Origin of the sequence: Pseudomonas maumuensis, assembly GCF_019139675.1 — a bacterium.
Taxonomy (GTDB): Bacteria; Pseudomonadota; Gammaproteobacteria; order Pseudomonadales; family Pseudomonadaceae; genus Aquipseudomonas; species Aquipseudomonas maumuensis.
The window spans coordinates 3562931-3587796 of the sequence record NZ_CP077077.1; the positions used below are offsets into that span (position 1 = coordinate 3562931).

Here is a 24866-nt window from a genome sequence, read left to right on the forward strand (position 1 = left end):
CCATTGAGCCGCAGCGGTGTGTCGCCGATGTATCGAGTGGGGTGACGTTTTGTATGGCAGTAGGTCGGTGCCAGGCGCAGATACACAGTGATACAAGAACGGCCCGCTGCTGGTGAGCAGGCCGTGACAGCGGGTTCAGTCTTCCAGCGGCTTGGGCGGCGCGGCGGGTTTGGCGGGTTTGCTTGGCTTGGCCTTGCTGTCCTTGGCCTTGGGTTCTGCTGGCGCTGCCGCGACGGGCTCCGGCGCCGTCACCGCCTGCTCACTGGCCGGCAGCTCGTCGACCGCCTTGAAGATCACCTGCGGGTCGAGCTTCTCGCCGCTATCGTCGTCCTTGAGCACATGGCGTTCGCCATCCTTGCCCACCAGGATCACCTTGGTGCCCTTGCTGGCGCCCAGCTTGAGCTCACGGATCAGCGCCATGGTGGTCTGCTGCTCGAGATTCTTGTCCTCGCGCTTGCCCATCATGTTGGCCACGCTGTACAGCACCAGCCCGCGCTCGGTGAAACCGGCCTTGGTGGCCGGGTCCTCCAGGGCCTGGTTCAGCGCTCGCAGGGTCGGATCGGCGCTGCTGGGCGCGATCACCACCAACGGCCTTGCCTTACCCAGTTCCTTGGCCAGTGGTGCGTCGCTGTCGGCGGCATGCAGCGGGGCTGCCAGGGCGAGCAAGGTGGCGAGGGTCAGTGACCGGACGAGCATGCGTATCTCCTTGTTTTCTCGATAAACCTAAAGACTACGGATCAGGGAGAAAGATCCGGCATGGGAATCTAAACCAACGGACACCCTCACCGCGCAGGACAACAGTAACCAGTCATGTCCCCATGCCTGAGCTGAGCATAGCCCAGCTCTGCCCCCTCTACATCAGGGCGCATTCCCCCCTGTTGCCGCGGATTCGGCCTCGAGCGCTTCGCGGGTCAGGTCCCGGAGCAAGGCGCGCCGCCCGGCTTCCCACTCGTCACGCAAGGCATCATGTCGAGTCAGGTAATCGCTCTCAGCCATGGTCTGGGCCGAATCCATCAGCGTGTTGGAGCGCTCCTGGAAGGGGTCATTGAAGGTCGCCAGGCGCTCGGCATGGGCGCGCGCCAGATGTTCCTGCCAAAAATCCCGCTGCACCAGCGCGTCGGACAGGCGCTCAGGTGTCTCGAGCTCCAGGACCCGCGCACGTGCTTGGCTTAGACGTTGCGCATCGAGCCCGGCAATTTCACCGAACAACATGTCGCCGGGTTGCGCGGGCAACTCGAGCTCATCGCGCAGCCCCACGCGATAGGCCAGTCCCACCTCGATCTCATCCGGGTCGGCACCCTGCGCCCGACGGGCCTGGATGTCCTCCCGGGCGATGCGATCGACCTCATCCAGGCGCCAAAGGCGCCGGCCCAGCCGCAACAACGCTTGCTCCTGGTCGCCGGCCACGGCGTCCACCCGTGCCCGCCACACCAGCATGCGCAGTTCGAGGTTGCTGAAGCGCAGGGTGGCGCTGTCCTGGCAAGTCAGCCCTTCGGTGGCATGGGTGAACAGCTCCGCGGTCAGCGAAGGGTAATCACGCATGTTGATCAGCATGGTGAACACTCGCGTAGCCAAGGCCTGACGCCGCCGCTGGAAATCGGCAGTCTCCTCCAGCCGATGCAGCAAGTGGAAAAAGTCGTTCGAGCCCTGCTCGCTTTCCAGTTCATCCCAGGCCGAGGACTGCTCCGGACGCAAGGCACTGTCGGCGGCGTCCAACCAGCGTTGACGCAACGATAGCGATGAAGCGACGGCAGGTGCCTCTGGCAGGATATCGTGAGCTTGCTGGAACACCTGTAAACGCACCGCAGCTTCAACGGAGAGTGGGTTTCCAGCCAGCAGGACATTGCTGCTGATCCACACGGGCGAGCGATGAAAACGCGACGGCAGTTCGCTGATCTGATTGTCCCGCAGGTCGGCGATCACCAGCTCCAGGCGGTCCAGCAGGGCGGGTGGGAACTCCGTGATCCCGGTACTGCGCAGATGCAATCGGCCCAGGCTGTCCAGTCGATACAACGGGAACGTGCGCCCCAGCGGGTTGTATGACAGGTTGATGTACTCGAGCCGCGTGCAGTTGCCAAGGGTCATTGCCTGGGAGGCATCGAGCACGATGGCGTTGCCGTACAGATCCAACTCACGCAACTGGCTCAGGTTCGCCAGTTCGGCGGGGATCTGTGTCAGCGCGTTGCTGGACAGTTCCAGCGCGCGCAGATGCGAGAACGCGCGCAGGAATCCCGGCGGCATCTCGCGTAACCCCAGCCCCATCAGCGACAGCTCATGCACATGGGCGAAACTGACCTGCTCAGGCAAGTCGGGCAGCGTTTCCAGGGTCACCGACCAGATACTCAGGCGATAGCCCGTGGGCAGCGCGTCCTGTCCAGCGCTCCTGGCCGACCTGCGCTGCCAGCAATTGACCAGGGTCTCCCTGAAGTAACGGCGCTCCGCACGCTGCTGAGAAGAGGACGCCATGCGTATCCAACCATGCAGGTGGCTGTCCAGCGCCTCCAACTGGCGTGAGAGACGGGCCAGTTCGTCATCCACCCGCCTTCCGTTGCGATGCACGTCGTTCAGCCAGGCAACGACTTCGGCATCGGTGAACGACGGATAGATCGCGCGCAGCGCGGCATACAACCCCTGGGATCTGCCACGTTGCAAGCTACCTGGGCTGCGACCACTGAGCGGATACCCCAGACGCCCATCGGCAAGCCGCCGCGGTGGGCGGAACCAGCCCGTCGGCCCACCCTGCCCCAAGGCGCGCTCCAGCAGCGCTGGCTGTCGGAGCGCCAGGCGTCTGATCAGTACCCTGAGGTTGTGGCCGAACGGCTCGCCCACGCCCAACGCCTGCAGCCGGGCATCGTCATAGGCGCCAGCGATCACCCCGAACAGCTCACCTGCGTCGCCTATCGCCGCTCCCCGTCGGTCCAGCAACTGGTACCGCCCACTGAAATGCACCAGGTCGAAGTCAGCGGGCTGCGCATCGCCGTATAGACGGGTGCCATCGGCCCCCCCGTCGAACAGGCGCCAGCGCAGGGGCTGCCCCTGGCCGGGCAGATGCTCCAATAGAGCCAGCACCACCTTGGCCAGGTTGGTGTCCTGTGGTGTGTCGAGGTACAGGCTCTCATGCAGCCTTACCTGGCGAGACTCCAGCAATGCAGCCCGCGCCGCCGTGGCCAGTCGCAGTGACACCCGTCCGCTGTCCAGCAGTCGGCGGCGGTCCGCTGGGCTTGCATTCGCGACAGCTTCCTCGGCCAGCGCGGACGACAGTCCCGGAAATTGCCGGCGCAACGCCGAGGTTTCCGGCGCCTCGTTGCCCTGCATGGCCAGGTACAGCCGTTCGAACAGCACGCGTCGCGAGCGCCAGACCAGCTCCGCCAGTTGCGGGTCGCCAAGACCGCTCGCCCCTGGCAGTAACCGGGCGTGATCGAGCACGGTCAGGTCATCGCTGGCCCGTCCTTCACGCAACTGCGCGACCAGTGCCCGGATACGCTGATCCAGGCGCGAGCGCCGCACGCTGTCGCGCAACCCTGCGCCAGGGGCTTGGCCTTGCACGTGCAAGGCGCGCAACCTGGCGCTGTCCAGTGCGTGAGCCGTGAGCAGCGTGTCGATACGTTCGTCGTCGAGCTTGGCGAACTCTGCACCCAGGCGTCTGAACAGGTAACGCTTGTCGTCCCAGCAGGCCGGTTGCTCGGACCACAATCGCCAGGCGCCAGCACCATTGTGGGCCAGCCGAGGCGCATATCCAGCCTGGGCTCGGAGGCACCAGTTGCCTTGGTTGGCCTGCTGGATGACCGGATAAAAATGCCCGTCCATCTCGATCCAGGCCTGGCCCTCGAAATGATGAATGCCCTCGGCATCAGGCCTTGCGGCCGATGGCGGCGGTCCGCTGCGAAAAGGCCGCAGGTCCTGGTTCCACAGGCGAACGGTTCCATCCTCCAGGCGGGCCGGCACCAGGCCGTCGACTACCGTGGCACGCGTCCAGGCTGCCCGCGCCGCGCCAATGCCCGCGGCGGTGAGTGCCATCATGGCCAGATCACCTGCCACGTTGATCACATGGTCGAGCGCTTCGCTGGCATCGCCGTCGCGCCAGGCCTCGACGCCATGGAACACCTCGCCCAACAGCTCCCAGGCGGTAACTGCCAGCAGCCCGGCGCCGATCACCGGCACGAACAACCCGGCCAGGTTGAGCAAGGCCCAACCTTCGGCCCGCAGGCGCTGTTCATGCGCCTGGCGAACCTGCGCATCGAGCCTGGCAGTGGGAATGGCGATCATCGCCGCGTCGTCCTTGATCTGCTCGATTCGCAGTGTGCCAAGGCTTTCGAAGACAGGGCCCGGCCACGGCTTCAGGTGTTCGTCGAGGCTGATGTTGGCCAGGTCCGAAACGCCCGTGTAACCGGTGATCACGGCAAGGAAGAAGCGCTGGCTATCGCGCCGACGAACGAAGCGGCTGAAAAAGCGCTGGTAACTGGCGGTACGCAGGTGCTTACCCAGCGCATTGGCGCAATGCCGCAGGTCGCTGAACGCCCGCCAGGCACCGTTGCCGTCACCCGGTATGTAGACCAGCAACCTGGAGGTAACGCTGTACACCGGCATCATGCTTTCATCGCGCACATCGAGCACGACGATCTGCTCGAGCGTCACGCCCAGCAAGCTCAGGCGCTTGACCTGCACGGGCTTACCGTTGAAACGTAGCGGCTGATGCAGCCCGCACAGATCCACCAACAATTGATGCTCATCCCGGTCGACGTCGCCCTTGATCCAGGCGACATGGGCGTCGACCAGCATCGCATAGCGCTGCGCGCGGGCGATCAACGAGGCCGCCTGGCCCTCCTGGGTTTCCAACACCGCAGCCAAATGGCGTTGATAGTGTTGGCCGATATCGAGCCTGCGGCATGCAGCGGCGAATACCGCCGCCGAGGGCAATGCCAACCCGCTGGCAGGCGCCGCTTCCAGACGGTTGCCGAGCGGTTGGCCGCCCGCGACGGTTTCCTCCAAAGTGAAGTTGCGCAATGCCACGGTCAGCGCTGGCACCTGCTCGTAGACCACCGTCGTCAGGTGCGCGCCCAGCGGTTGCGTGTTGATCACCGGTTCGCGCCGGCCTTTGCGAAAACGCAGCGCGGCGACATCGACGCCAGGACCTGTCAGCGAGGCCAATGCCTGCTGGAGCAAGGGCAAGGCGAACCGGTCGATGTTGTCGATTTTCGCCAGCATGGCGTTCACCCGCTGACGAAAGTACAGACACAAGGTCAAGGCCTCGCCCAAGGCCTGCAACTGCCTCTGCTCGGCGCCGCGCAACCAGCCGGGCAGGCGCTGGGCGATGATCGCGTCGACAAAGGCGCCTTGCGCTGCCACGGGGGGCTCGGGTTCGATACTGTTCATGGTGCATGTCTCCTGAAAATGGCGACATGCAAGCCTACACACCGGCCCGGCTAGCAACCGTTAGATAGATAGTGCCTGCTGGCGGGTCAAGGCAGCGGCGCTTCATCGGAGCCGGCTTGCACCTCCAGCGCTTCGCGGGTGAGCTCCAGCATCAGCAGGCGCTCGGCGGCGTCGCGCTCGGCCTGGATCAATTGCGTGGCCTCCAGGCTGGCCTGATCCTGGGCCAGGGTATCCGTAAAGACACGCTCCAGGCGTTCATGGAAAGGCGCATCGAGCGCGGTGAAACGCTGGGCATGGGCGTTGCGCAGATGCGTGCGCCAGAATTCTCGATCGACCAATGAAGCGGCCAGGCGCTCACCGGTCTCTGCTTCGAGCACCTGCGCTCGCGCGCGCTCGATGCGCTGCCGATCCACGCCCGATACTTCACGAAACAACATGCCGTGGGTCTCCATGGGCAGGTCCAGGTCACCACGCAAGGCCACCCGATAGGCCAACGCAACCTCGATCTGGTCAGGGTTGCCGCCATCGGCCCGCCTGGCCTGGATGTCCGCCAGCGCGATGTCGTCGACAGCCTCCAGGCGCCAGAGTCGACGCCCCAGACGCAACAACGCCCGCTCCTGATCGCCCTGCTGGGCGGTCTCCTGCGCACGCGCCAGGAGCAGGCGCACCTCCAGGTCGCTGAAACGCAGGGCCACGCTGTCCTGGCAGGTCAACTGACTGGAGTTGGCGAAGATTTCCTGACGCAGGGCATCCGACTCGCCCATCGCCTTCATCAGCGCCAGCACCCGCAGAGCCAGATTCCGGGCCGAATCGTGGAATTGGCAGTCATGGGTCTGCAGGAGGCCTTCGAGCAGGTCGAAGAATGCCTCGCAGCCCGGCTTGGCCTGCAGCGTCTCCCAGCACGCGCTGAGCTGCGCGCGGGCCTCGAGGCCAATCGTGTCCATCCAGCGCAGTCGTACCGCTGTCCGGCTTCTCGCCACGCCGCTTGGCAACGACGCCAACAGCGCCTGGTGCAGACGGTTGGTCTCCGCTGTCGTGAGCGGATTCCCGCGCAACTGCACTTCGCCCTCGGTCCATAACCGCGAGGCATAAAAGTGCTCCGGCAGGCTGGTGAACCTGTTGTCCCGCAGATCGAGCGTGCGGATGGAGGCGTTCTCCATCACCATGTACGGCAGGCAGTCGATACCCGTCCCAGCCAAGTACAAGGCTCGCAGGTGCGGCAAACCACTGACCGAGAACACGCGGCCGAGCGGGTTGCGCGACAGGTTGAGGCGCACCAGCGCAGAGCAACTGGCCAGAATCGTCGACTGCGCGGCATCCAGGACGATCTGGTTGCCCTCCAGGTTCAGGCTTTGCAGGCGCCGCATTTGCAGCAGGGCCTGAGGCACCCGTGTCAGCCGGTTGCCAGGCAGATCGATGAAGCGCAGGTTTGGAAAGGCCTGCAGGAAACTCTCTGGCAGGTTCTCCAGTTGCATCCCACTCAGGGACAACGAGTTGACATGGCTGAAACGGACTTGGGCGGGCAACTCTGGAAACGTGTTGGTACGGGCACCCACCAGATCCCAGTGATAGACCGCGCTCAAGTCCTCGCCATGCTCACCCTCGGCCAGAATGTGTTGCCAACAGCTGCGCAGCGCCCTTCGGACCCGACGTCGATTGCTCCGTTCCTGGGCACTCGCGCCCTCCTGCACCCAGTCGCGCAACCGCCTATTGAGGGCCGCGAACTCCTGCTCGGCCGATCGCAGGCGCCGTTCCAGGCCGCTGCCTGTTCGGCGCGCGGCGGCAATCCAGGCATCGACCTGGCCATCGGTGAACGTCGGGAACAAATAGCGCAGACGCCGCCGATAAGGTTCGGGGCCCGGGCTGGATTGGCCGCGCCCACTCAACGGATAGCCGATTCTGCCATCGGGCAGGCGGTCCGGCAGCCTGAACCACCCCGTGCGCCCCGGATCACCGAGCAACCGCCGAACATCGGCCCTGCGCTCGAGCGCCAGTTGTCCGATACGGGCACGCAGGTTCCCGGCGAAGGGCTCGCCCAGCTGCAGCGAGGCACGCTGATTTTCGTCGTAGGCGTTGGCCAACACCTCGAACAGGCTCCCCGAATCACCGATCTGTTCGCCATCGGCGTTCAGCAGCCTGAAACATCCATGGTCATGCTCCAGCGTGTAGGCGTGCTCACCTGATGCACAGGCAAGCGCAGGCGCAGGCTGGTCCGAGCCTTCCAGGATTCGCCAGCGCACGCCGGCTGCGGAACCCGGCAGCTGGCGCAGCAGGCCGGTCACGACCCGGGCAAGATCGCGGTCTTCCGGCATATCCAGATGCAGAGCCTCAAGCACCCGGGCGACACGCACTTGCATGCTCATGTCCCGGGCCGCCTCGGCAAGGGACAGCGGTACCCGTCCGGACTGCAGCAAGCGCTCCCGCTCCACTGCGCTGGCGCGCTCCAGCAAGGCGGCAGCCGCACGCCGATGCAACGTGGGAAACACCCGCCGCAATGCCACCACGTCAGGGCTGTCGGTTGGCGATTGTGCTTCATAAAGTTGTTCCAGCAGCTGACGCCGACGGCTCCAGACCCGCTCCGCCAACGCCTCCCCGGAAAGCCCCCGTGCGCCTTCAAGACCGCGTGCCTGGGTCAGCGCGAGTGCGTCATCGATCCGCTCGCCGCCACGCAGACGTTGGACCAATGCACGAACGCGCAGGTCAAGTACCACGCGCACCGTGGTATCGACCATGCCCGCCCCAGGTGGGCAGTTGCGCACATGCAACGCCCGCAAATGAGCACTGTCCAGATCATGAATACGCATCACCTGTTCAGCCTGTGCATCCGTGAGTGCCGCCATGGGGCCGCCGAGGCGACGGAACAGATAGCCAGCGTCACGCCAGCGCGCGGGTTGCTCGTACCACAGGCGCCAGGCGCCAGCGCCGTTGTTCAGCAGCAGGGGCCCGTGCCCCTGCCGTGGTACCAGTTGCCAGTGATCGTCGACGACGCGGCGCATGACCGGGTAATGATGGCCGTCCATTTCTATCCATGCCTGGCCGCCCTGTCGCCAGATGCCTTGATCGTCGGCCAGCACGCCGGCCGGCGGCGCACCACGAAACGCTGCCAAGTCACCATCCCATAAGCGTTGTGAACCGTCTTCGAGGTTCGCCTGGAGCAGGCGGTCGACCAGCGGCGAGCGCGTCCAGGCTCGACGGACCGCGGTGATCGCGGCAGCGGTGACAGCCATCGTCGCAAGATCGATGGCGACATGGCCAACGTGCTCCAGTGCCTGGCGCATGTCCCCCTCCCGCCAGGCCTCGAAGGCCTGGAACACCTCGCCCAATAGCTCCCAGGCGGTCACCGCCAGCAAGGTGAGGCCAATGGCCGGGACGAACAGGCCAGCCAGGACGAGCAAGCTCCAACCCTCGACGGCCAGGCGCCGCTCATGGGCCTCCTGAACTTGCCGATCCAGCAGCGCCGTCGGCGTGGCAAGCAATGTCGCATCATCCTTGAACTGGTACATACGCCATTGCGCCAGGGCATCGAACAGCGGTGTTGGAAGCGTGAGCATCTTTTCGTCCAGATCGATGTTCGCCCAGGCCGGCAGGTCGTGGTAACCCTCCATGACCTGGGAAAAGAACGCCTGGCTATCCCGCCGTCGCACAAAGCGGGCGAAGAAACGCAGGTACGCCTCATCGCGCAGCCGTTGGCCCAGCCTTTCGCGGACAAAGCGCAACAAGCTCGCGTGACCGCTCCAGGCACCATGAGGATCACCCGGGATGTACACCAGCACCCGGCGGGTCGAGGTGAAAATGGGCGCGAAGGTCTCGTCACGTTCATCGAGGACCAGGATCTGCTGCATCGAGTAACCCAATACCACCAGGCGTTTGGCGATCACCGCTTCATCGTCCAGACGAGGTACCCAGCCGTCACGCCACAGGCCAATCACTACATTCAGCTCCGCCCCGCTCAGTACCCCGGCATGGCGCGCCTTGAACGCATCCAGCAGCATGCTGTGACGGTAGCTGTCGGCCAGCAATGCCTTCATGTCCGCCACAGCGAACTGACGATCCAGATACTCCTGATAACACCGCCCCAGATCCAGCTGACGGACCAATTTGGCGAAAGCCGTCGAGTCCGGCGTGATGACCTCATCGCCGCTGGCGTCGCGCAAACCGGTGCCGGGTGCCTGACCACCGGGCACGCTCTGCTCGGCGGTGAAGTTGCGCAACGCGGCCTCCAGCAACGGCACCTGATAGTAGACGCGCTCGCTCAACGGCACGCGCAGGGGCGCATAGGTGGACAGCGGCCTGGAAGAGGCGTGGCGATACCACAACCGATCGACATCGACCCCCACCCCATGCAGGGCCGACAGCTGGTTCTGTAGTAGCGACCGCGCATGCGCATCAGGCCCCTGGATAGCGGCCAGCCTGGCCGCCAGGCGTTGCCGACAGTCCAGGCTGGCGTTCAACGCCACGCTCAAACAGCCAGCGTCGCTGGCTGAAACCGAGGTTATCCAGGCAGGCAAGCGAGCGCCGATGATGTGGTCCTGACCCGCCTGCTCGAGCGCCTCGTGCGATTGTGCGATACCCATGAAACAGCACCTCTGCGTAGTGAAACGCACGAGGCTAGGGGCAGAACGCGATGCCGCGGCTCTAGCCGGCTAACACCTGCCGCGGTTCAGAAGTCGAATGCCAACTGGCCGAGGTTGCGCAGGTCGAGGGTGCGCGACAACACGAACGGCAAGATCGCATCCGCCACCGGCTGCAGTTGCTTGCCCAGATAGTGGTCGTAGTCGATCGGCGAACACAGGCTCTCCATAGGCTCGGGCCCGGACGTGGTCATCACGTAGCTGATCCAGCCACCGTTCTGGTACTGGACGGGTCGACCGAGGCGGCGGTTGTAGTCGTCCGCCATACGCGCAGCACGCACATGCGGCGGCACGTTGCGCGTATAGTCCGCCAGCGGCCGGCGCAGACGTTTGCGATAGACCAGCAACTCATCCTGTTTGCCGGCCAAGGTCCGCTGCACATAGCCCTGCAGGTATTCGCGATAAGGCTGCCCACGAAACACGCGTCCGTAGAGCTCCTGCTGGAACTGCCGGGCCAGCGGCGACCAGTCGGTGCGCACCGATTCCAGCCCCTTGAAGACCATGTCATCACCACCATCGGCACGCTGCACCAGGCCGGCATAGCGCTTCTTGCTGCCTTCATCGGTGCCGCGGATGGTGGGCATCAGAAAGCGCCGGTAATGGGTTTCGAACTGCAGCTCAAGGGCGCTTTCCAGGCCCATGGTTTCCAGCAGGTGGCGGCGCCACCACTGGTTGACCTCGGCCACCAGCGCGTGGCCGATGCGCGCCGCCGCCGCCTCGTCGTGGGCGCCCTTGAGCCAGACGAAGGTGGAGTCGGTGTCGCCGTAGATCACATCGAAACCACGGGCTTCGATCAGCGCCCGGGTCTGGCGCATGATCTGGTGTCCACGCAGGGTGATCGACGAGGCCAGGCGCGGGTCGAAGAAGCGGCAGCCGCTGGAACCGAGCACACCGTAGAAGGCATTCATGATGATCTTCAGCGCCTGCGATAGCGGCGCGTTGCCGTCACGCTTGGCTGCCTCGCGGCCCTGCCACACCCGTTCGACGATCGCCGGCAGGCAATGCTGGCTGCGCGAGAAACGCCCGCCGCGAAAGCCCTCCACCGAATGTGTGTCGTCCGGTTGACGCAGGCCTTCGACCAGACCCACCGGGTCGATCAGGAAGGTGCGGATGATCGAGGGATACAGGCTCTTGTAGTCGAGCACCAGCACCGAATCGTACAGGCCGGGCCGCGAATCCATGACGAAACCGCCCGGGCTGGCTTCGCCCTCGACACTGCCCAGGTTGGGCGCGACATAACCCAAGCGATGCATGTGCGGGATGTACAGGTGACAGAACGCGGCCACCGAACCGCCGCTGCGGTCCACGGCAAGGCCGGTGACCGATGCGCGTTCGAGCAGGAACTCGAGCAGCCGGGTATGGGCGAAGATCCGCGTGACCAGTTCGCAATCCTTGAGGTTGTAGCGGGCCAGGGCCGGCTTGTCCTCGGCGAACCGGCGGTTGATCTCGTCCATGCGCTGATACGGCGTATCGATGGCCTTGCCCTCGCCGAGCAACTGTTGCGCGACGCTTTCCAGGCTGAACGAGGGGAAACTCCAGGTCGCCGAACGCAAGGCTTCGATACCGTCGATCAACAACCGTCCGGGTGCCTCGGCGAAGAAATGGCTGCGGCTGCCGTGCTCGCGCAGTTGCATCGGCGCGCCGTCGCGGCCCAGGCACAGCGGCACCTTAAGACGCTGGGCATGTTCGTGCAGCAGGCGCAGATCGAACTGCACCAGGTTCCAACCGATGATCGCATCGGGGTCGTGGCGGGCCAGCCACTGGTTTAGGCAAGTGATCAGTTCGGCGCGGTCGCCGCAGTAATGCAGGTCGAAATCCAGATCGCCGGCCTCGCCGTTGGCCGGGCCCAGCATATAGACCTGACGCTGACCGCAGCCTTCCAGGGCAATGCTGTACAGCTCGCCACGCTCGCTGGTCTCGATATCCAGCGACACCAAGCGTAAAGCCGGGCGGTAGTCGGGGTCGGGCTTGAGCTGGGCATCGAGCAAGGTGCCTTGGTCGTCGGCGCGGCCATCGAAACGCACTGGTGCGGTGATGAAGCGCTCCATCAGGTAGCGCTCCGGCGGGCGGATATCGGCTTCGAACACCTCGACGCCGGCGCCGCGCAGGCGCTTTTCCAAAGCGATCGACTGACGGTGCTGACGGCAGTACAGGCCCATCACCGGGCGCAGATCGAAGTCGCGCAGTTGCAGCGGCTTGAGTTCGACCCCCTGCTCCTCGGCCAGCAGCAACCTGGCGTGTTCGGCCTGGGCGGCGGGCAGGAAAGCCACCGAGGGCTGCGGCGCCAGGCGCACGCGCCGGGGCCCCTGGTCGGTGGCTAGCCAGAACTCCACGCAGGTGCCTTCGGGCGTGTCATGCCAGTGGCGGGTCAGGACGAAGCCTTGTTGCAATTGCACTGCGGGGGAACCTCGGATCGCTGCTTTGTTCGCACCCGCTGATTGTAACTGTCCTGCCGTCAGAAATGCTGCTTCGCGGATACGGACGTCGGGCTAACGGGCGCCAGCGGCGAACCCGGCTCGGCGTCCGCCCAGCACCAGCAACCATGCCAACCCCACCAGTGCCAGCACTACCGCGCCAAACGCCCCGACCCCGACGCCCACCAGCAACAGCCCGCCGATGATGCCACCCAGGGCGATGGCGCTGTTCCACACGGTCACCAGCATCGACTGCGCCACGTCGCCGCCCTCGCCCGCCGCATCGGCGCAGGCCGTTTGCAGCAGCGTCGGCGCGCCGCCGTAGGTCAGCCCCCACAACGCCACGCTGACATGCACCAACCAGGGTGCGCCTTGCACCTGCCCCAGCGCCAGGGTCGCCAGGGCGAAGCCGGCCAGGCACAACAGCACCAATCCGCGCAGATGCCGATCGATCCCCAGGCCGACCAGGGCAATGCCGGCCAGCGAGGCCAGGCCGAAGGTCATCAGCACCTGGCCCACCGCGTCGGCCATGCCCACCGCGGCGAGCAACGGCACGATGTAGGTGTAGAGAATGTTATGGCCAAGTATCCACGCCAGGATCACCAGCAGCACCCGCGCCACGCCCGGGGTGCGCAGCACCGTCAGCGCCGCGGGCCGCCTGCCGGCGGCCTGGCCGGGAAAATCCGGCACCGCCCGCAGCACCCAACCGGCCAGCAGCAATGCGGCCAGGGTCACCATCGCGAAGGTTGCCCGCCATCCCATCAATGCCCCCAGCCAGGTACCGATAGGCAAGCCCAGCGACAAGGCGATGGGCTGCCCCAGCATCGCCACTGCCATGGCCTTGCCCTGCTGGGCCGGCGCCACCATACGCCGCGCATGGCCGGCGATCAGGCCCCAGGCCAGGCCGGCGGCGGCACCGGTGCAAAAGCGCAGGAGCAAGGAGAGCATGTTGTCCGAGGACACCGCGGTCAGCCCGTTGAACAGGATGAAGCCGCCAATGGCCAGCAGCAGTGCCCGACGGCGCCACCAGCCTTGGGTCAGGGTCACCAGCGGGATGGCCGTGAGCAACGAACCCAAGGCGTAGGCCGTGACCCATTGCCCGGCCATGGCCTGGCTGATCTGCATGCCGTCGGCGATCTGGTCGAGCAGGCCGGCCGGCAGGGTTTCGCTGAGGATGGCGATGAAGCCGGTCAGGGCCAGCGCCAGCAAGCCGCTCAGGGGCAGGCGCGTGGCGCTGGCGGGGGATGCGCCGGCGCAGGCTGCCGGGGAAGGTGAATGCATGATGGTCTCCGGTTTGTCGAACAGGCAGGCATCTTGCGCCGCTGGGGGATTGCGGAAAAAGCCGGGTACAATTCCACTCAGTCAGGACATCAATGTCCGCAATCGGAGCGCAGCATGGACAGCCTCAGTGGCTTCATGGTCTTCATCCGGGTCGCCGAAGCTCGCAGCTTCGTCGCCGCCGGCCAATCGTTGGGGATCAGCGCGTCAGCCGTGGGCAAGCGCGTGGCCCGGCTGGAGGAGCGACTGGGGGTGCGCCTGTTCCACCGCAGCACGCGCAGCATCACCCTGACCGCCGAGGGCACGCTGTTCCTCGAGCGCAGCCGGCGCATCCTGGCCGAGATCGAAGCCACGGAGCAGGCGCTGTCCCATGCCAGCACAGCGCCGCGCGGGCGCCTGCGGGTGAGCCTGCCGCAGGTGACCGGGCTGGTGATGCCGGCGCTGGCCGAGTTCATGGCGCGCTACCCGGAAATCGAACTGGACCTGGACTTCAGCGACCGCATGGTGGATATCGTCGGCGAAGGTTTCGATGTGGTGATGCGCGGCGGCCAGCCGCTGGATTCACGGCTGAACGCCAAGTTCCTTGGGCACTTCCAGCATCGCCTGGTGGCCTCCCCCGAGTACCTGCGCGAACGTGGCACGCCGCAACATCCCCGCGAGCTGGTGGGACACAGTTGCCTGCACTACCGCTTCCCCAGCAGCGGCAAGCTGGAAACCTGGCCGCTACGCCGGGAACATCCCGAACAGGATTACGCCATCCCGATCTCGATGGTCTGCAACCATGTCGAGACACGCATCTGTTTCGCCCTCAACCACCGCGGCATCACCTGCCTGCCGGATTTCAGCGTGCGCAAGGAGCTGGCGGCCGGCAATCTGGCCAGTGTGCTCGACAGTTTCATGGAGCGGCGCGGCAGCTTCTACCTGCTGTGGCCCTCGGGGCGGCAGATGCCGCCCAAGCTGCGGGTGTTCATCGACTTCATGCTCGAACGGGTGCTACCGGCCACCGACCTCAGCCGTACAGGTAGCTGATGTCCTTGTGCGAAAGCGGCGGAACCTGCGCCACCAGGTAGTCGCGCAGCTTATGCATCTGGTGGGCCTTGGGGCTGGCCTTGAGCCAGGTCATGTAATAGCCGTCGCCGGTGGCCACGGCATGGGGGAAGGGTGTGACCAGATTGCCGGCGGCGAGATCGGCGCTGGCCAGCACCAGGTCGACCACCGAGATACCCAGCCCTTGCTGGGCGGCAGAAATGCCCTGGTCGAGGGTGTCGAACACCTGGCCCTGGTCGATGCTGATGTCCAACGCGTCCATGCGCGCCAGCCAACGCCGCCAGTCGCGGCGGTCCGGCGAGGGGTGGAGGAATTCGCAACTGGAGAGCACCGACAGCTCCGGCCGGGCCTGCTCGAGGTAGTTCGGGTGGCACACCGGGATCAGCCATTCATCGAACAGCTTGAGGCTCTCCACATCTGCCGGGAAGCGCCCGTTGCCCAACAGAATGGCGCAGTCGTAGGGCTCGGAATAGAAGTCCACGGCATCGATATCCATCCACACGCTGGACAGTTGCACCGAATAGCTGTTGTCGACCTTCTTGAAGCCGTCCAGGGCCCTGAGCAGCCAGCGTACGGTGAGTGTGGACGGCGACTTGAGCCGCACACCGTAACGGTCCTGGCGCAGTAGCGCACAAGCGTTCTCGATGATCTTGAAGCCGACCTTGAGCTCCTGGGCCAGCAGACGGCCGTGCTCGGTCAGGCGCAACTTGGGGCCGCGGCGCTCGAACAAGTCGCAGCCAAACAGGGCTTCAAGGGTCTTGATGTGGTGGCTGACCGCGCCTTGGGTGAGGGCCAATTCCTGGGCCGCGCGGGTGAAAGAGCCATAGCGCGAGGCCACTTCGAAGGCCCGCAGGGCGTGCAAGGCTTGAATCCGTTCCGACATGGCGCCTTCCAGAGCATGAGTGAAGCTAATAGTAGGTCATAGAACCAGGCGTTTTACAACGCATGACCCATCTTCGAAAATGCCGGTAAATAACAATTATATATAACCAACCCGCATGGATATGACGGAAAAGTTCTATTAACGCTGCATTCGGATCTACCTGGGGAAATCATGTTTACGGGTTATGGAATCTGCTATCGCCTGGATGCGCTAGAGCTTGCCGATGAACATGTCCAGAACCGACACCACTGGACACACAAGACCATAGAACACTTCAAGGAAACCCTGGCCAACCCTGACTTCCCGTGTCTGTTCGGACGCAAGGCGGTCACGGCGCGTACCTGCCATATCGTCTTCGCCCGCGCCGCGCAATTGGCCGACGATATCGCCCGCGGCCTGGCGGACTACATCGCCACCATCGGACCGATCCCGCTCAAGCAGCGTATCGGCAACCCGCTGCTGGTGTTTCTCGAAACGGCTTCCGATAGCTCGCTCGAGGCGCAGCAGGCGTTGGCCTGGGAGGTGCTGCGCGAGGTCCATGCCCGCGATCCGCTGCCGTGGCCCGAGGACGTCCCGCAGGATCCGCACGACGCACGCTGGTCGTTCTGCTTCGCCGGCATGCCGCTGTTCATCAACATGAGCTTCCCAGCCCATCGCCTGATGAAAAGCCGCAACCTGGGCAAGCACATCGCCTTCGTCATCAACCCGCGGGAGAGCTTCGACGAGGTGGCCAGCGCCAACACCGAAAGCGGCCAGCGCATCCGCGCACGCATTCGCGAACGAGTCCGCCACTACAACGACGGGGTGATGCCCGAGACCCTGGGCTTCTTCGGCCAGGACGACAACTTCGAATGGAAGCAGTACCAACTGCAGGAGCCCGGTACGCCGGGCCCGGCGCGCTGCCCGTTCCATGCCCACGCAACCGCTGCAACCCTCACCGAGAACTGATCGTGAATACCGCACTGACCGCCACCTACGCCCTCACCGTCCTGCTGCTGATCGCCACCCCCGGCCCGGTGGTGGCCCTGATCGTCAACACCGCCGCCGCTTCGGGCTCGCGCAAGGCCCTGTTCACCGCCGTCGGCACCAACTGGGCGTCACTGGTGCTGATCGGCGCGGCCGCCTGGATCATCCTGACCAGCGCGGCGATCGACAAGACCTGGCTCAGCGCCATGAGCCTGCTGGGCTGCCTGTTCATTGGCTACATCGCCCTGGGCACCCTGCGCGAGGTGCTGCAGACCCCGGCCGAGGACGCCACCCAGGCCGCAACCGGCGTACAGCCGGGCCGTGGCGGCCTGCTGCAGGGTTTCATGGTCGGCATCTCCAATCCGAAGGACATCATCTTCTTCATCGCCTTCTTCCCGCAGTTCATCCAGATCACCGAGTCGTTCGGCAAAAGCATGGTGGTGCTGTCGCTGCTATGGATCGCCATCGATTTCGCCGTGCTCAGCCTTTACATCTTCGCCATCGGCAAGATCGCCTCGCCGCGCAGCAACCGCCTGATCAGCCTGGCCTCGGGCGTTGCCCTGCTGCTGATCGCCGCCGTCGGCCTGGCCTACAACCTCAAGGAGCTGGCCGCCTGAGCCTGCTCTCACAAGAAGGAGCGCCCATGACACCGATCGACAGCGACACCCCCGGCAGCATGGGCGCCCCCGACCCTCTGGCAGAGGATTACCAGCGTTTCCTGCAACTGGGCAGCCGCAGAGCCCCGCACACGCTTTACGTGCATGAGCGCGGCTACCGTTCCGGCACCATCAACACCGACGCCCTGGGCATGCGCTACAGCCACTGCGCGGGCAAGCGTTTCTCGGTGGCCGAGCGCGGCGGCGCCGCGCGAGTCAACCTGCTGGTGGGCGGCTCCACCGCCATGGGCATCGGCGCCAGCTCCGACGAGCACACCGTGGCCTCGTACCTGTCGATGCTGACCGGCGAGATCTGGCTGAGTCTCGCCGGTTGCGGGCTCAATGCCACCCAGGAGCTGCTGATGTTCCTCACCCACCAGCATCGTTTCGGCCAGATCGGCCATGTGGTGGTGCTAAGCGGCCTCAACTCTCTGGCCCAGGAGGCCCTGGCCGAGGTTCTGGCCGGCGCCCAGGACCCGCACCGGGCGCAGGCCTACCAGGACTTTCTCAACCGGTTCAACGAAGGGGTGCAAGCCACCGGCGAGGCACGCCGCGAATCGCTCTGGCAGCGCCTGGGCCAAGTCCTGGTTCCCGCCCGGGCGCCGCGCTGGCCGGATATCGAGCCGCTGTCCAGCCCCGACAAGCGCTTGATCCGCGCCGCCGATTGCGTCGGCCGCACCCTGCGCCAATGGGACCGCCTGCTGGCCGACGGCCACACCACCCTCACCTTCATCCTCCAGCCGCTGCTGCCCTGGTGCCGCGAGGTCGTGCCCAGCGCCGAACAGGCCATGCTCGGCGAGCTCGAGCGCCAGCCGTCGAATTTCGATCGCCTGCTCGGCGACACCTTCGACAGCCAACTGCATATGGCTTTCTTCCGCCGTATCAAGAACCAGGCCGAGCCGGTGCCGTGCTATGACATGAACAGCATGCTCAGCAGCTCGCCGGTCTTCAGCGAACACCTGTTCGTCGACCGCCTGCACTTCAACGACCTGGGCAACAACGCACTGGCCAAGGTGATCACCGCCAAGCTGGGGCTGGCCCAGGAAAGACAGGCCCTGCGCAAGGTCGCGCCGATCAAGCTGGTCTGATGGCCGTACGCCGGGCTTTCGGGGAAGGGGTGCGGATGGATAGAATACGCTGTCGTCGCTCCTGATTTGCCCGAGGCAACCGCGTAACTGCCATGACCATCCCAGCCGTCCCTTCGTTTCCGGCCCGCCGTCAGGGCCGCAGCCATCGCGCCAGCCTGGCCGTGGCGATGCCGTTGCTGCTGGCCGCCGTCGGTGCCCAGGCCCTGGAAGTGAACATCGATCCCCATGCCGACCTGCTGTACCGCCAGGCACTGCCCCTGCTGGAACAGGCCGACAACCAGGACGACAGCGCCAGCCCGCTGCGCACCGCCGTTGGCGACCCCGAGCTCAGCCGCCAGGGCCAGGCCATGGCGCACACACTGCCCACGGCCGTGGCGCTGCTGAAGAAATCCGTCGCCCTCGGCCACCCGGTGGCCCAGTACCGCCTGGCGCTGTACTACACCACCTATTTGCCAGCCAACCAGATCGCCGAGGCCGCCTGCCCATTGCTCGAAGCCAGCCTCAAGCAAGGCTTCGCTCCCCCCGCGTTGGCCATCGCCCACTGGTGCATACCCTACAATGCCAGCCCTGCCTACCGTCAGGCCCTGGAGGCAGTACCCAGCATGGCCACGCTGTATGCCGCCTACTATCCGCAGCCGGCCACGCGCCTGGCCTGCAACCGCAGCAGGCCACAAGGCCTGCAGCTGCAGTGGGGGCGCCAGCGCGACTATCAAGCCGAGATCTACCGGCTGCTGGGCGAGCTCGACCCTCGCCAGCGCCAGGCCTTTCTGCAGAAGGCAGTGGAGATCAACGGCTGCGCGACTGCGCAGCAACGCCTGACCAGTAATCGCTAAGCACCGCTACACAGCGATACATAACCCCGCCTCCCTCGACACACTGTCGATACCCAGCCAGCACAGACTTGCCGCCAGCACAGCGCGACGGCAACCCGCCGTCGCCAAGTACGCCGGGAACCCTGCTGATGAAAGCTTTGCCACTGCCCGCTGGCTGGAAGCTGTTCCACACCCTCGCGGCCCTGATCCTGTTGATGACCGCCCTGGTCCTCGCCACTCATCCGCTGGGTGTCGACGGCCTGCGCAGCGCCATCCGCGCCACAGCGCGCAGCTCCTTCGCGCTGTTCCTGCTGACCTTCCTTGCCTCGACGCTGGTCACCCTACTGCCCGGCCCGCCCAGCCGCCAGTTGCTCCGAGAGCGGCGCTACCTGGGCTTGGCCTTCGCCTTCTCGCATACGGTCCATGGCGTGCTGATCTACCTGTATGCGCAGCGCTACCCGGAGCTGTTCTGGGCCGGACGCAGCACGCTGGCGAACATTCCGGGCTCGGTGGGCTACCTGTTCATCCTGCTGCTGAGCCTGACTTCGTTCAAGGCACCGATGCGCCTGCTCGGCCCACGCCTGTGGAAGGGCCTGCACAGCACCGGGACCTGGGTGCTGGCAGCAGTGTTCTGCCTGTCGTTCTACAAGCGCATCCCCATGGGCGGTTGGTATCCCCTGGCGTTCGCCCTGATAGTCGCCGCCATCGCCCTCAAACTCATCGCCAAGCAGGTCCAACGTGCGCGCCGGGCCGCGCCTGCGCTGTCGCACTGACCACAAGGAGTTCATCATGTTGACGACCACTCTGACCCGCCCCTTCCTGGCCCTCGACCGTGCCGGAAGCTGGAGCGCCGACCTGCCGTTGCGCCTGTTCCTGGCCTGGGAGTTCTTCGAATCAGGCCTGGAGAAATTCAACGGCAGCAACTGGTTCGCCGATCTGCAAGGCAGTTTCCCCTTCCCATTCGACCTGCTGCCGGCAGGCCTGAACTGGCAACTGTCGATGTGGGCTGAGCTGCTCTGCCCGCTGCTCCTGCTGCTCGGCCTCGGCACCCGCCTGGCCTCGGCGGTGCTGATGGTGGTGACCGTGGTGGCGATCGCGGCGGTGCATTGGCCAAGCCAGTGGTCGAGCCTGGCGGAACTGGGGCGGGGGTATGCGATCAGCGACCAGGGGTTCGGCAATTTCAAACTGCCGCTGATCTATCTGGTGGCGTTGCTGCCGCTATTGCTGAAGGGCGCTGGAAGGTTGAGCCTGGATCACTGGCTGTGGCGTCGGCGTTAAAAGCATCGCGGGGCAAGCCCGCTCCCACGCAGGCATTCACCTCGTAGGAGCGGGCTTGCCCCGCGATAGGGGGTCACACGGTCTCGGCCTCATCGCGCCGGTGCGCCCACTGATACAACGCCGGTAGCACCAGCAAGGTCAGCGCCGTCGACGACAGGATCCCGCCGATCACCACCGTCGCCAGCGGCCGCTGCACCTCGGCACCGGTACCGGTGGCCAAGGCCATCGGGATGAAGCCCAGCGACGCCACCAGTGCAGTCATCAACACCGGCCGCAGGCGGGTCAACGCGCCCTCCTCCACTGCGGCACGCAACCCCCGGCCCTCCTCGCGCAGGTTGCGGATGAAGGCGATCATCACCAGGCCGTTGAGCACCGCCACGCCGGACAACGCGATAAAGCCCACGCCCGCCGAAATCGACAGCGGGATATCCCGCAGCCACAGCGCCAGCACGCCACCGGTCAGGGCGAAAGGAATCCCGGTGAACACCAGCAGACCGTCCTTGAGGTTGTTGAACATCATCAGCAACAAGGCCATGACCAGCAGCAACGACACCGGCACCACCACGCGCAGGCGCTCGGCCGCCGATTGCAACTGCTCGAACTGGCCGCCCCAGCGGGTCCAGTAGCCCGGTGGAATTTGCACCTGCTCGATCAGCGCCTGCGATGCGTCGTCGACGAACGACCCCAAGTCCCGCCCGCGCACGTTGGCACTGACCACCACCACGCGCTTGCCGTCCTCGCGGCTGATCTGGTTGGGCCCCAGTTGCAGGTTCAGCGTGGCCACCTGGGACAGCGGGATGAAGCCGATCTGCGTGGCGCCGGCAGCGGCACTGGCGGGCACCGGGATGAGCAAGCTCGACAAGCCGTCGACATCGGTGCGCAGTGCCTCGGACAGGCGCACCACCATGTCGAAGCGGCGATCGCCTTCGTACAGGGTGCCGGCGGTACGGCCTCCCACGGCGATGGCGATGGCATCCTGCACATCGCCTACGTTCAGGCCGTGGCGGGCGGCCTTGTCGCGGTCGATGTCGATGGTCAGCACCGGTAGGCCAGTAGTCTGTTCGACCTTCACCTCGGACGCCCCCGGCACTTGCAGCAGGCTAGCGGCGATCTGCGCGGCGGTGCGGTTGAGCACTTCCATGTCATCGCCGAAGACCTTCACCGCCACATCGCTGCGCACTCCGGAAATCAGCTCGTTGAAGCGCAGCTGAATCGGCTGCGACAGCTCGTAGTTGCTGCCCGGCACGCTCGCCGCCGCCTGCTGTACCTCGGCGATCAGCGCATCGCGGGACTTGCTCTGATCGGGCCACTGTTCGCGCGGTTTGAGCATCACGTAGGCGTCGGAAATGTTCGGCGGCATCGGGTCGGAGGCGATTTCGGCGGTGCCGGTGCGGGCGAACACTCGCTCGACTTCTGGCACCCGCTCGATGATGGTCTTCTCCAGGCGCTGCTGCATGTCCACCGACTGCGACAAGCTGGTGCCCGGCACGCGCAGGGCCTGCAGGGCGAAGTCGCCTTCACTGAGGCTGGGGATGAACTCGCTGCCCATGCGGCTGGCCAGCACGCCAGACAGCAGCACCAGGGTGGCGGCACCGGCGAAGGCCAGGTTGCGCCGGCCCAGCACCCACTCCAGCACCGGGGCATAACGGCGGCGGGCGGTACGCATGACCACGCCCTCCTCTTCCTTCACCTTGCCGGTAACGAACAGCGCTAGGGCCGCCGGGACGAAGGTCACCGAGAGGATCATCGCCCCCAGCAACGCCATCACCACGGTGAAGGCCATGGGGTGGAACATCTTGCCCTCGACCCCGGTCAGGGCAAAGATCGGCAGGTACACCACCATGATGATCAACTGACCGTAGATCAACGGCCGGCGCGCCTCGCGGGCGGCGGCGAACACTTCGTGGAAGCGCTCGGAACGGGTCAGCATGCGGCCATGATGCTGCTGGGCATGGGCCAGGCGGCGGATGGCGTTCTCGACGATCACCACCGCGCCGTCGACGATGATGCCGAAGTCCAGTGCGCCCAGGCTCATCAGGTTGGCACTGACCTTGTTGCTGAACATGCCGGTAAAGGTGAACAACATCGACAGCGGAATGACCATGGCGGTAATCAACGCCGCGCGGATGTTACCCAAGAACAGGAACAGCACGGCGATGACCAGAATCGCGCCTTCGACAAGGTTCTTCTTCACCGTGGCGATGGCCTTCTCGACCAGGTTGGTGCGGTCGTACACGGTGATCGCCACCACACCCTTGGGCAGGCTGCGGTTGATCTCCTCAAGCTTGGCCGCCACCGCCTGGGACACCGTGCGGCTGTTCTCGCCAATCAGCATGAATACCGTGCCCAGCACCACTTCCCGACCGTTCTCGGTGGCGGCTCCGGAGCGCAGCTCCTGGCCCAGGCCCACCTGGGCCACATGGCTGACGCGGATCGGCGTGCCGTCGACACTGGAGATGACGATGCTGGCAATGTCTTCGGCCGAAGCCACCTGGCCCGGGGCGCGGATCAGCAATTGCTCGCCGTTGCGTTCGATATAGCCGGCGCCGACGTTGGCGTTGTTGCGCTCCAGGGCGGCGATTAGGTCGTTGAGGGTCAGCTTGTAGGCTGCCAGGCGCTTGGGATCCGGGGCGATCAGGTACTGCTTGGCGTGGCCGCCGATGCTGTTGACCTCGGCCACGCCCGGCACGTTGCGCAACTGCGGCTTGATGATCCAGTCCTGGATCACCCGCAGGTCGGTCGCGGTGTAGGGCGTGCCATCGTCCTTCAAGGCGCCCTCCTTGGCCTCGACCGTCCACAGGAAGATCTCGCCAAGGCCAGTGGAGATCGGCCCCATGGTCGCCTCGATGCCCTCGGGCAACTGCTCGCGGGCTACCTGTAGGCGCTCGTTGACCAGTTGCCGGGCGAAGAAGATATCGGTGCCGTCATCGAAAATCACGGTCACCTGCGACAATCCCGAACGCGACAGCGAACGGGTCTGCTTCAAGCCCGGCAACCCGGCCATGGAGGTCTCGATGGCGAAGGTGATGCGCTGCTCGGTCTCCAGGGGCGAGTAGCCGGGTGCCGCGGTGTTGATCTGCACCTGCACGTTGGTGATGTCGGGCACGGCGTCGATGGGCAGCTTCTGGTAGCTGTGGATGCCCACGGCGGCCATCAGCACCACGGCGAGCATCACCACCAGGCGCTGCTCGATGGCGAATTGAATCAGACGTTCGAACATGGAAGGCGTCCCCGGTCAGTGGCTGTGTTCGGCCGAGCCTTTGCCCAGCTCGGACTTGAGGACGAAGCTACCGGCGGCAGCCACCTCGGTGCCCGCGGCCAAGCCTTCACGGATCTCCACCTGGCCGGCGTCACGCCGGCCGGGCTTGACTGGGCGGGCCTCGAACCCCTCATCGGTGCGGGCGAACACCACGGTCTGCTCCTCCCAGGTCTGCAGGGCGCTTTCCGGCACCACCACGGCGGCGTCGAAGCGCTCGACGGTCACCGCGATGTTGACGAACAACCCGGGGCGCCAGGCGCCATTGGGGTTGCTCAGGGTCGCGCGCACGGTGGCGGCGCGGTTCTGCTCGCCGAGCAGACTGCCGACGTAGTTGACCTTGCCCTCCACCTGAGCGCCGAGGTCCGGCGCGCTGACGGTGACGCCACGGCCACTGACCACTTTGTCCAGGTCGCGCGGTGCAACGGCGAAGGTGGCCCAGACCCTACTCAGGTCAGAGAGCGTGAAGGCATTGCTGGTCTCGTCCACCACCTCGCCCACGGTCAGGTGCTTTTCCACCACCACCGCGTCAAATGGCGCGCGCAGCTCGTAGCGGTTGCCCTTGCCGGCCGGCGCCACCGCAGAGACCTTCTGCCCTGCGTTGGCGGCGGCGATCTCGGCTTCCTGCAGCGCCTGACGGGCCAGCTGGTAGTCCTGCTCGGCGCTGATGCGCTCCTGCCATAACTGCTTTTCGCGTTCGAAAGTCAGCCGCGCCAGCTCCAGGCGCCGCTGCGCGGCCTGCTGCTCGCTGCGCAGCTCGGATATCTGCTGGCTGGCGATCACTGCCAGCACCTGGCCGCGCTTGACCGCCTGGCCCAGCTCGGCCTGCACCGACTCGACCACGCCGGGAACCCTTGGTACCACGTGGGCGGTGCGGTCCTCGTCGAATCGGATCTCGCCGGGGAAGCTGATGGCAGCGCCCAGGGTGCGCGGGCCGGCGGTGGTCAGTTGCACGCCGGCGGCCTGGATCTGCTCGGCGGTCAGGTGCAGTTGGCCTTCCTCCTCTGCATGACCTGCTTCATTTTCTTCGGTGTGGGCATGGTCATCTTCGCCATGCTCGTCGTGCTGGGCCTGACTGTTGGCAGCCTTGCCGAGGGTGCCGGTCCAGGCGGCGCCGCCAAGGCCGAGAACGGCCAGGGCAGCGGCGAGGATGGCGAGCTTGCGTGGGTTGGTCATTGTGGCTC

At 65.5% G+C, this 24866-nt stretch carries 15 protein-coding genes; 7 read left to right on the forward strand and 8 right to left on the reverse strand.

The genetic code is table 11. The annotated features are described in order from the left end of the window. Positions 1-135 precede the first annotated feature (135 nt). The 5 genes from KSS90_RS15800 to KSS90_RS15820 form a co-directional block, all read right to left on the reverse strand. Positions 136-696: a DUF4174 domain-containing protein gene (locus tag KSS90_RS15800; protein ID WP_217866326.1), complete on the reverse strand. Its 561-nt coding sequence runs from the start codon at positions 694-696 to the stop codon at positions 136-138. Between the two features lie 162 nt (positions 697-858). Beyond that, positions 859-5373, reverse strand: a complete 4515-nt coding sequence (locus KSS90_RS15805) for an NEL-type E3 ubiquitin ligase domain-containing protein (protein ID WP_217866327.1) — start codon at positions 5371-5373, stop codon at positions 859-861. Between the two features lie 86 nt (positions 5374-5459). Then, positions 5460-9947, reverse strand: coding sequence for an NEL-type E3 ubiquitin ligase domain-containing protein (locus KSS90_RS15810; protein WP_217866328.1), 4488 nt, complete (start codon positions 9945-9947; stop codon positions 5460-5462). A gap of 86 nt (positions 9948-10033) precedes the next feature. Then, entirely contained in the window at positions 10034-12400 is a 2367-nt protein-coding gene (locus tag KSS90_RS15815; protein WP_217866329.1) for a DNA polymerase II, read from the reverse strand. Between the two features lie 93 nt (positions 12401-12493). Then, positions 12494-13699 carry an MFS transporter gene (locus KSS90_RS15820; protein ID WP_217866330.1) on the reverse strand — a complete coding sequence of 402 codons (1206 nt, stop codon included), beginning with the start codon at positions 13697-13699 and terminating at the stop codon, positions 12494-12496. Positions 13700-13813: 114 nt separating this feature from the next. On the opposite strand from KSS90_RS15820, the gene KSS90_RS15825 reads away from it, so the two are divergent. Then, positions 13814-14725, forward strand: coding sequence for a LysR family transcriptional regulator (locus KSS90_RS15825; protein WP_217866331.1), 912 nt, complete (start codon positions 13814-13816; stop codon positions 14723-14725). Here KSS90_RS15825 and KSS90_RS15830 read toward each other — a convergent pair. Next, complete coding sequence (locus KSS90_RS15830) at positions 14706-15626, reverse strand: LysR substrate-binding domain-containing protein (RefSeq protein WP_217866332.1); 921 nt, start codon at positions 15624-15626, stop codon at positions 14706-14708. The genes KSS90_RS15825 and KSS90_RS15830 overlap by 20 nt on opposite strands. Before the next feature lie 171 nt (positions 15627-15797). Here KSS90_RS15830 and KSS90_RS15835 point away from each other — a divergent pair, with 171 nt between their 5' ends. The 6 genes from KSS90_RS15835 to KSS90_RS15860 all read left to right on the forward strand — a co-directional run bounded on the left by KSS90_RS15835 (position 15798) and on the right by KSS90_RS15860 (position 20426). After that, positions 15798-16574 carry a YqcI/YcgG family protein gene (locus KSS90_RS15835; protein ID WP_217866333.1) on the forward strand — a complete coding sequence of 259 codons (777 nt, stop codon included), beginning with the start codon at positions 15798-15800 and terminating at the stop codon, positions 16572-16574. 2 nt (positions 16575-16576) lie between these two features. Then, positions 16577-17209, forward strand: a complete 633-nt coding sequence (locus KSS90_RS15840) for a LysE family translocator (RefSeq protein ID WP_217866334.1) — start codon at positions 16577-16579, stop codon at positions 17207-17209. Positions 17210-17235: 26 nt separating this feature from the next. Continuing rightward, on the forward strand, positions 17236-18336 hold the full coding sequence (locus tag KSS90_RS15845) for a hypothetical protein (RefSeq protein WP_225933091.1): 1101 nt from the start codon (positions 17236-17238) through the stop codon (positions 18334-18336). A 167-nt stretch (positions 18337-18503) separates the two neighbouring features. Further along, positions 18504-19169 (forward strand): sel1 repeat family protein, encoded by a 666-nt coding sequence (locus KSS90_RS15850; RefSeq protein ID WP_217869808.1) that lies wholly within the window; start codon positions 18504-18506, stop codon positions 19167-19169. A gap of 128 nt (positions 19170-19297) precedes the next feature. Next, positions 19298-19921: a ferric reductase-like transmembrane domain-containing protein gene (locus tag KSS90_RS15855; protein WP_217866335.1), complete on the forward strand. Its 624-nt coding sequence runs from the start codon at positions 19298-19300 to the stop codon at positions 19919-19921. A gap of 16 nt (positions 19922-19937) precedes the next feature. After that, positions 19938-20426, forward strand: a complete 489-nt coding sequence (locus KSS90_RS15860) for an HvfX family Cu-binding RiPP maturation protein (protein WP_217866336.1) — start codon at positions 19938-19940, stop codon at positions 20424-20426. Between the two features lie 73 nt (positions 20427-20499). On the opposite strand, the gene KSS90_RS15865 is transcribed toward KSS90_RS15860, so the two are convergent. After that, entirely contained in the window at positions 20500-23646 is a 3147-nt protein-coding gene (locus KSS90_RS15865; protein ID WP_217866337.1) for a CusA/CzcA family heavy metal efflux RND transporter, read from the reverse strand. 15 nt (positions 23647-23661) lie between these two features. Beyond that, positions 23662-24858, reverse strand: a complete 1197-nt coding sequence (locus KSS90_RS15870; protein ID WP_217866338.1) for an efflux RND transporter periplasmic adaptor subunit — start codon at positions 24856-24858, stop codon at positions 23662-23664. Between the last annotated feature and the right edge of the window lie 8 nt (positions 24859-24866).

Bases quoted from the DNA above. Each gene is read 5' to 3' on its own strand.
- KSS90_RS15810 (WP_217866328.1), bottom strand. From the start codon at position 9,947: ATGGGTATCGCACAATCGCACGAGGCGCTCGAGCAGGCGGGTCAGGAC.
- KSS90_RS15865 (WP_217866337.1), bottom strand. From the start codon at position 23,646: ATGTTCGAACGTCTGATTCAATTCGCCATCGAGCAGCGCCTGGTGGTG.
- KSS90_RS15830 (WP_217866332.1), bottom strand. From the start codon at position 15,626: ATGTCGGAACGGATTCAAGCCTTGCACGCCCTGCGGGCCTTCGAAGTG.
- KSS90_RS15870 (WP_217866338.1), bottom strand. From the start codon at position 24,858: ATGACCAACCCACGCAAGCTCGCCATCCTCGCCGCTGCCCTGGCCGTT.
- KSS90_RS15850 (WP_217869808.1), top strand. From the start codon at position 18,504: ATGCCGTTGCTGCTGGCCGCCGTCGGTGCCCAGGCCCTGGAAGTGAAC.
- KSS90_RS15845 (WP_225933091.1), top strand. From the start codon at position 17,236: ATGACACCGATCGACAGCGACACCCCCGGCAGCATGGGCGCCCCCGAC.
- KSS90_RS15800 (WP_217866326.1), bottom strand. From the start codon at position 696: ATGCTCGTCCGGTCACTGACCCTCGCCACCTTGCTCGCCCTGGCAGCC.
- KSS90_RS15820 (WP_217866330.1), bottom strand. From the start codon at position 13,699: ATGCATTCACCTTCCCCGGCAGCCTGCGCCGGCGCATCCCCCGCCAGC.
- KSS90_RS15825 (WP_217866331.1), top strand. From the start codon at position 13,814: ATGGACAGCCTCAGTGGCTTCATGGTCTTCATCCGGGTCGCCGAAGCT.
- KSS90_RS15835 (WP_217866333.1), top strand. From the start codon at position 15,798: ATGTTTACGGGTTATGGAATCTGCTATCGCCTGGATGCGCTAGAGCTT.
- KSS90_RS15860 (WP_217866336.1), top strand. From the start codon at position 19,938: ATGTTGACGACCACTCTGACCCGCCCCTTCCTGGCCCTCGACCGTGCC.
- KSS90_RS15805 (WP_217866327.1), bottom strand. From the start codon at position 5,373: ATGAACAGTATCGAACCCGAGCCCCCCGTGGCAGCGCAAGGCGCCTTT.
- KSS90_RS15855 (WP_217866335.1), top strand. From the start codon at position 19,298: ATGAAAGCTTTGCCACTGCCCGCTGGCTGGAAGCTGTTCCACACCCTC.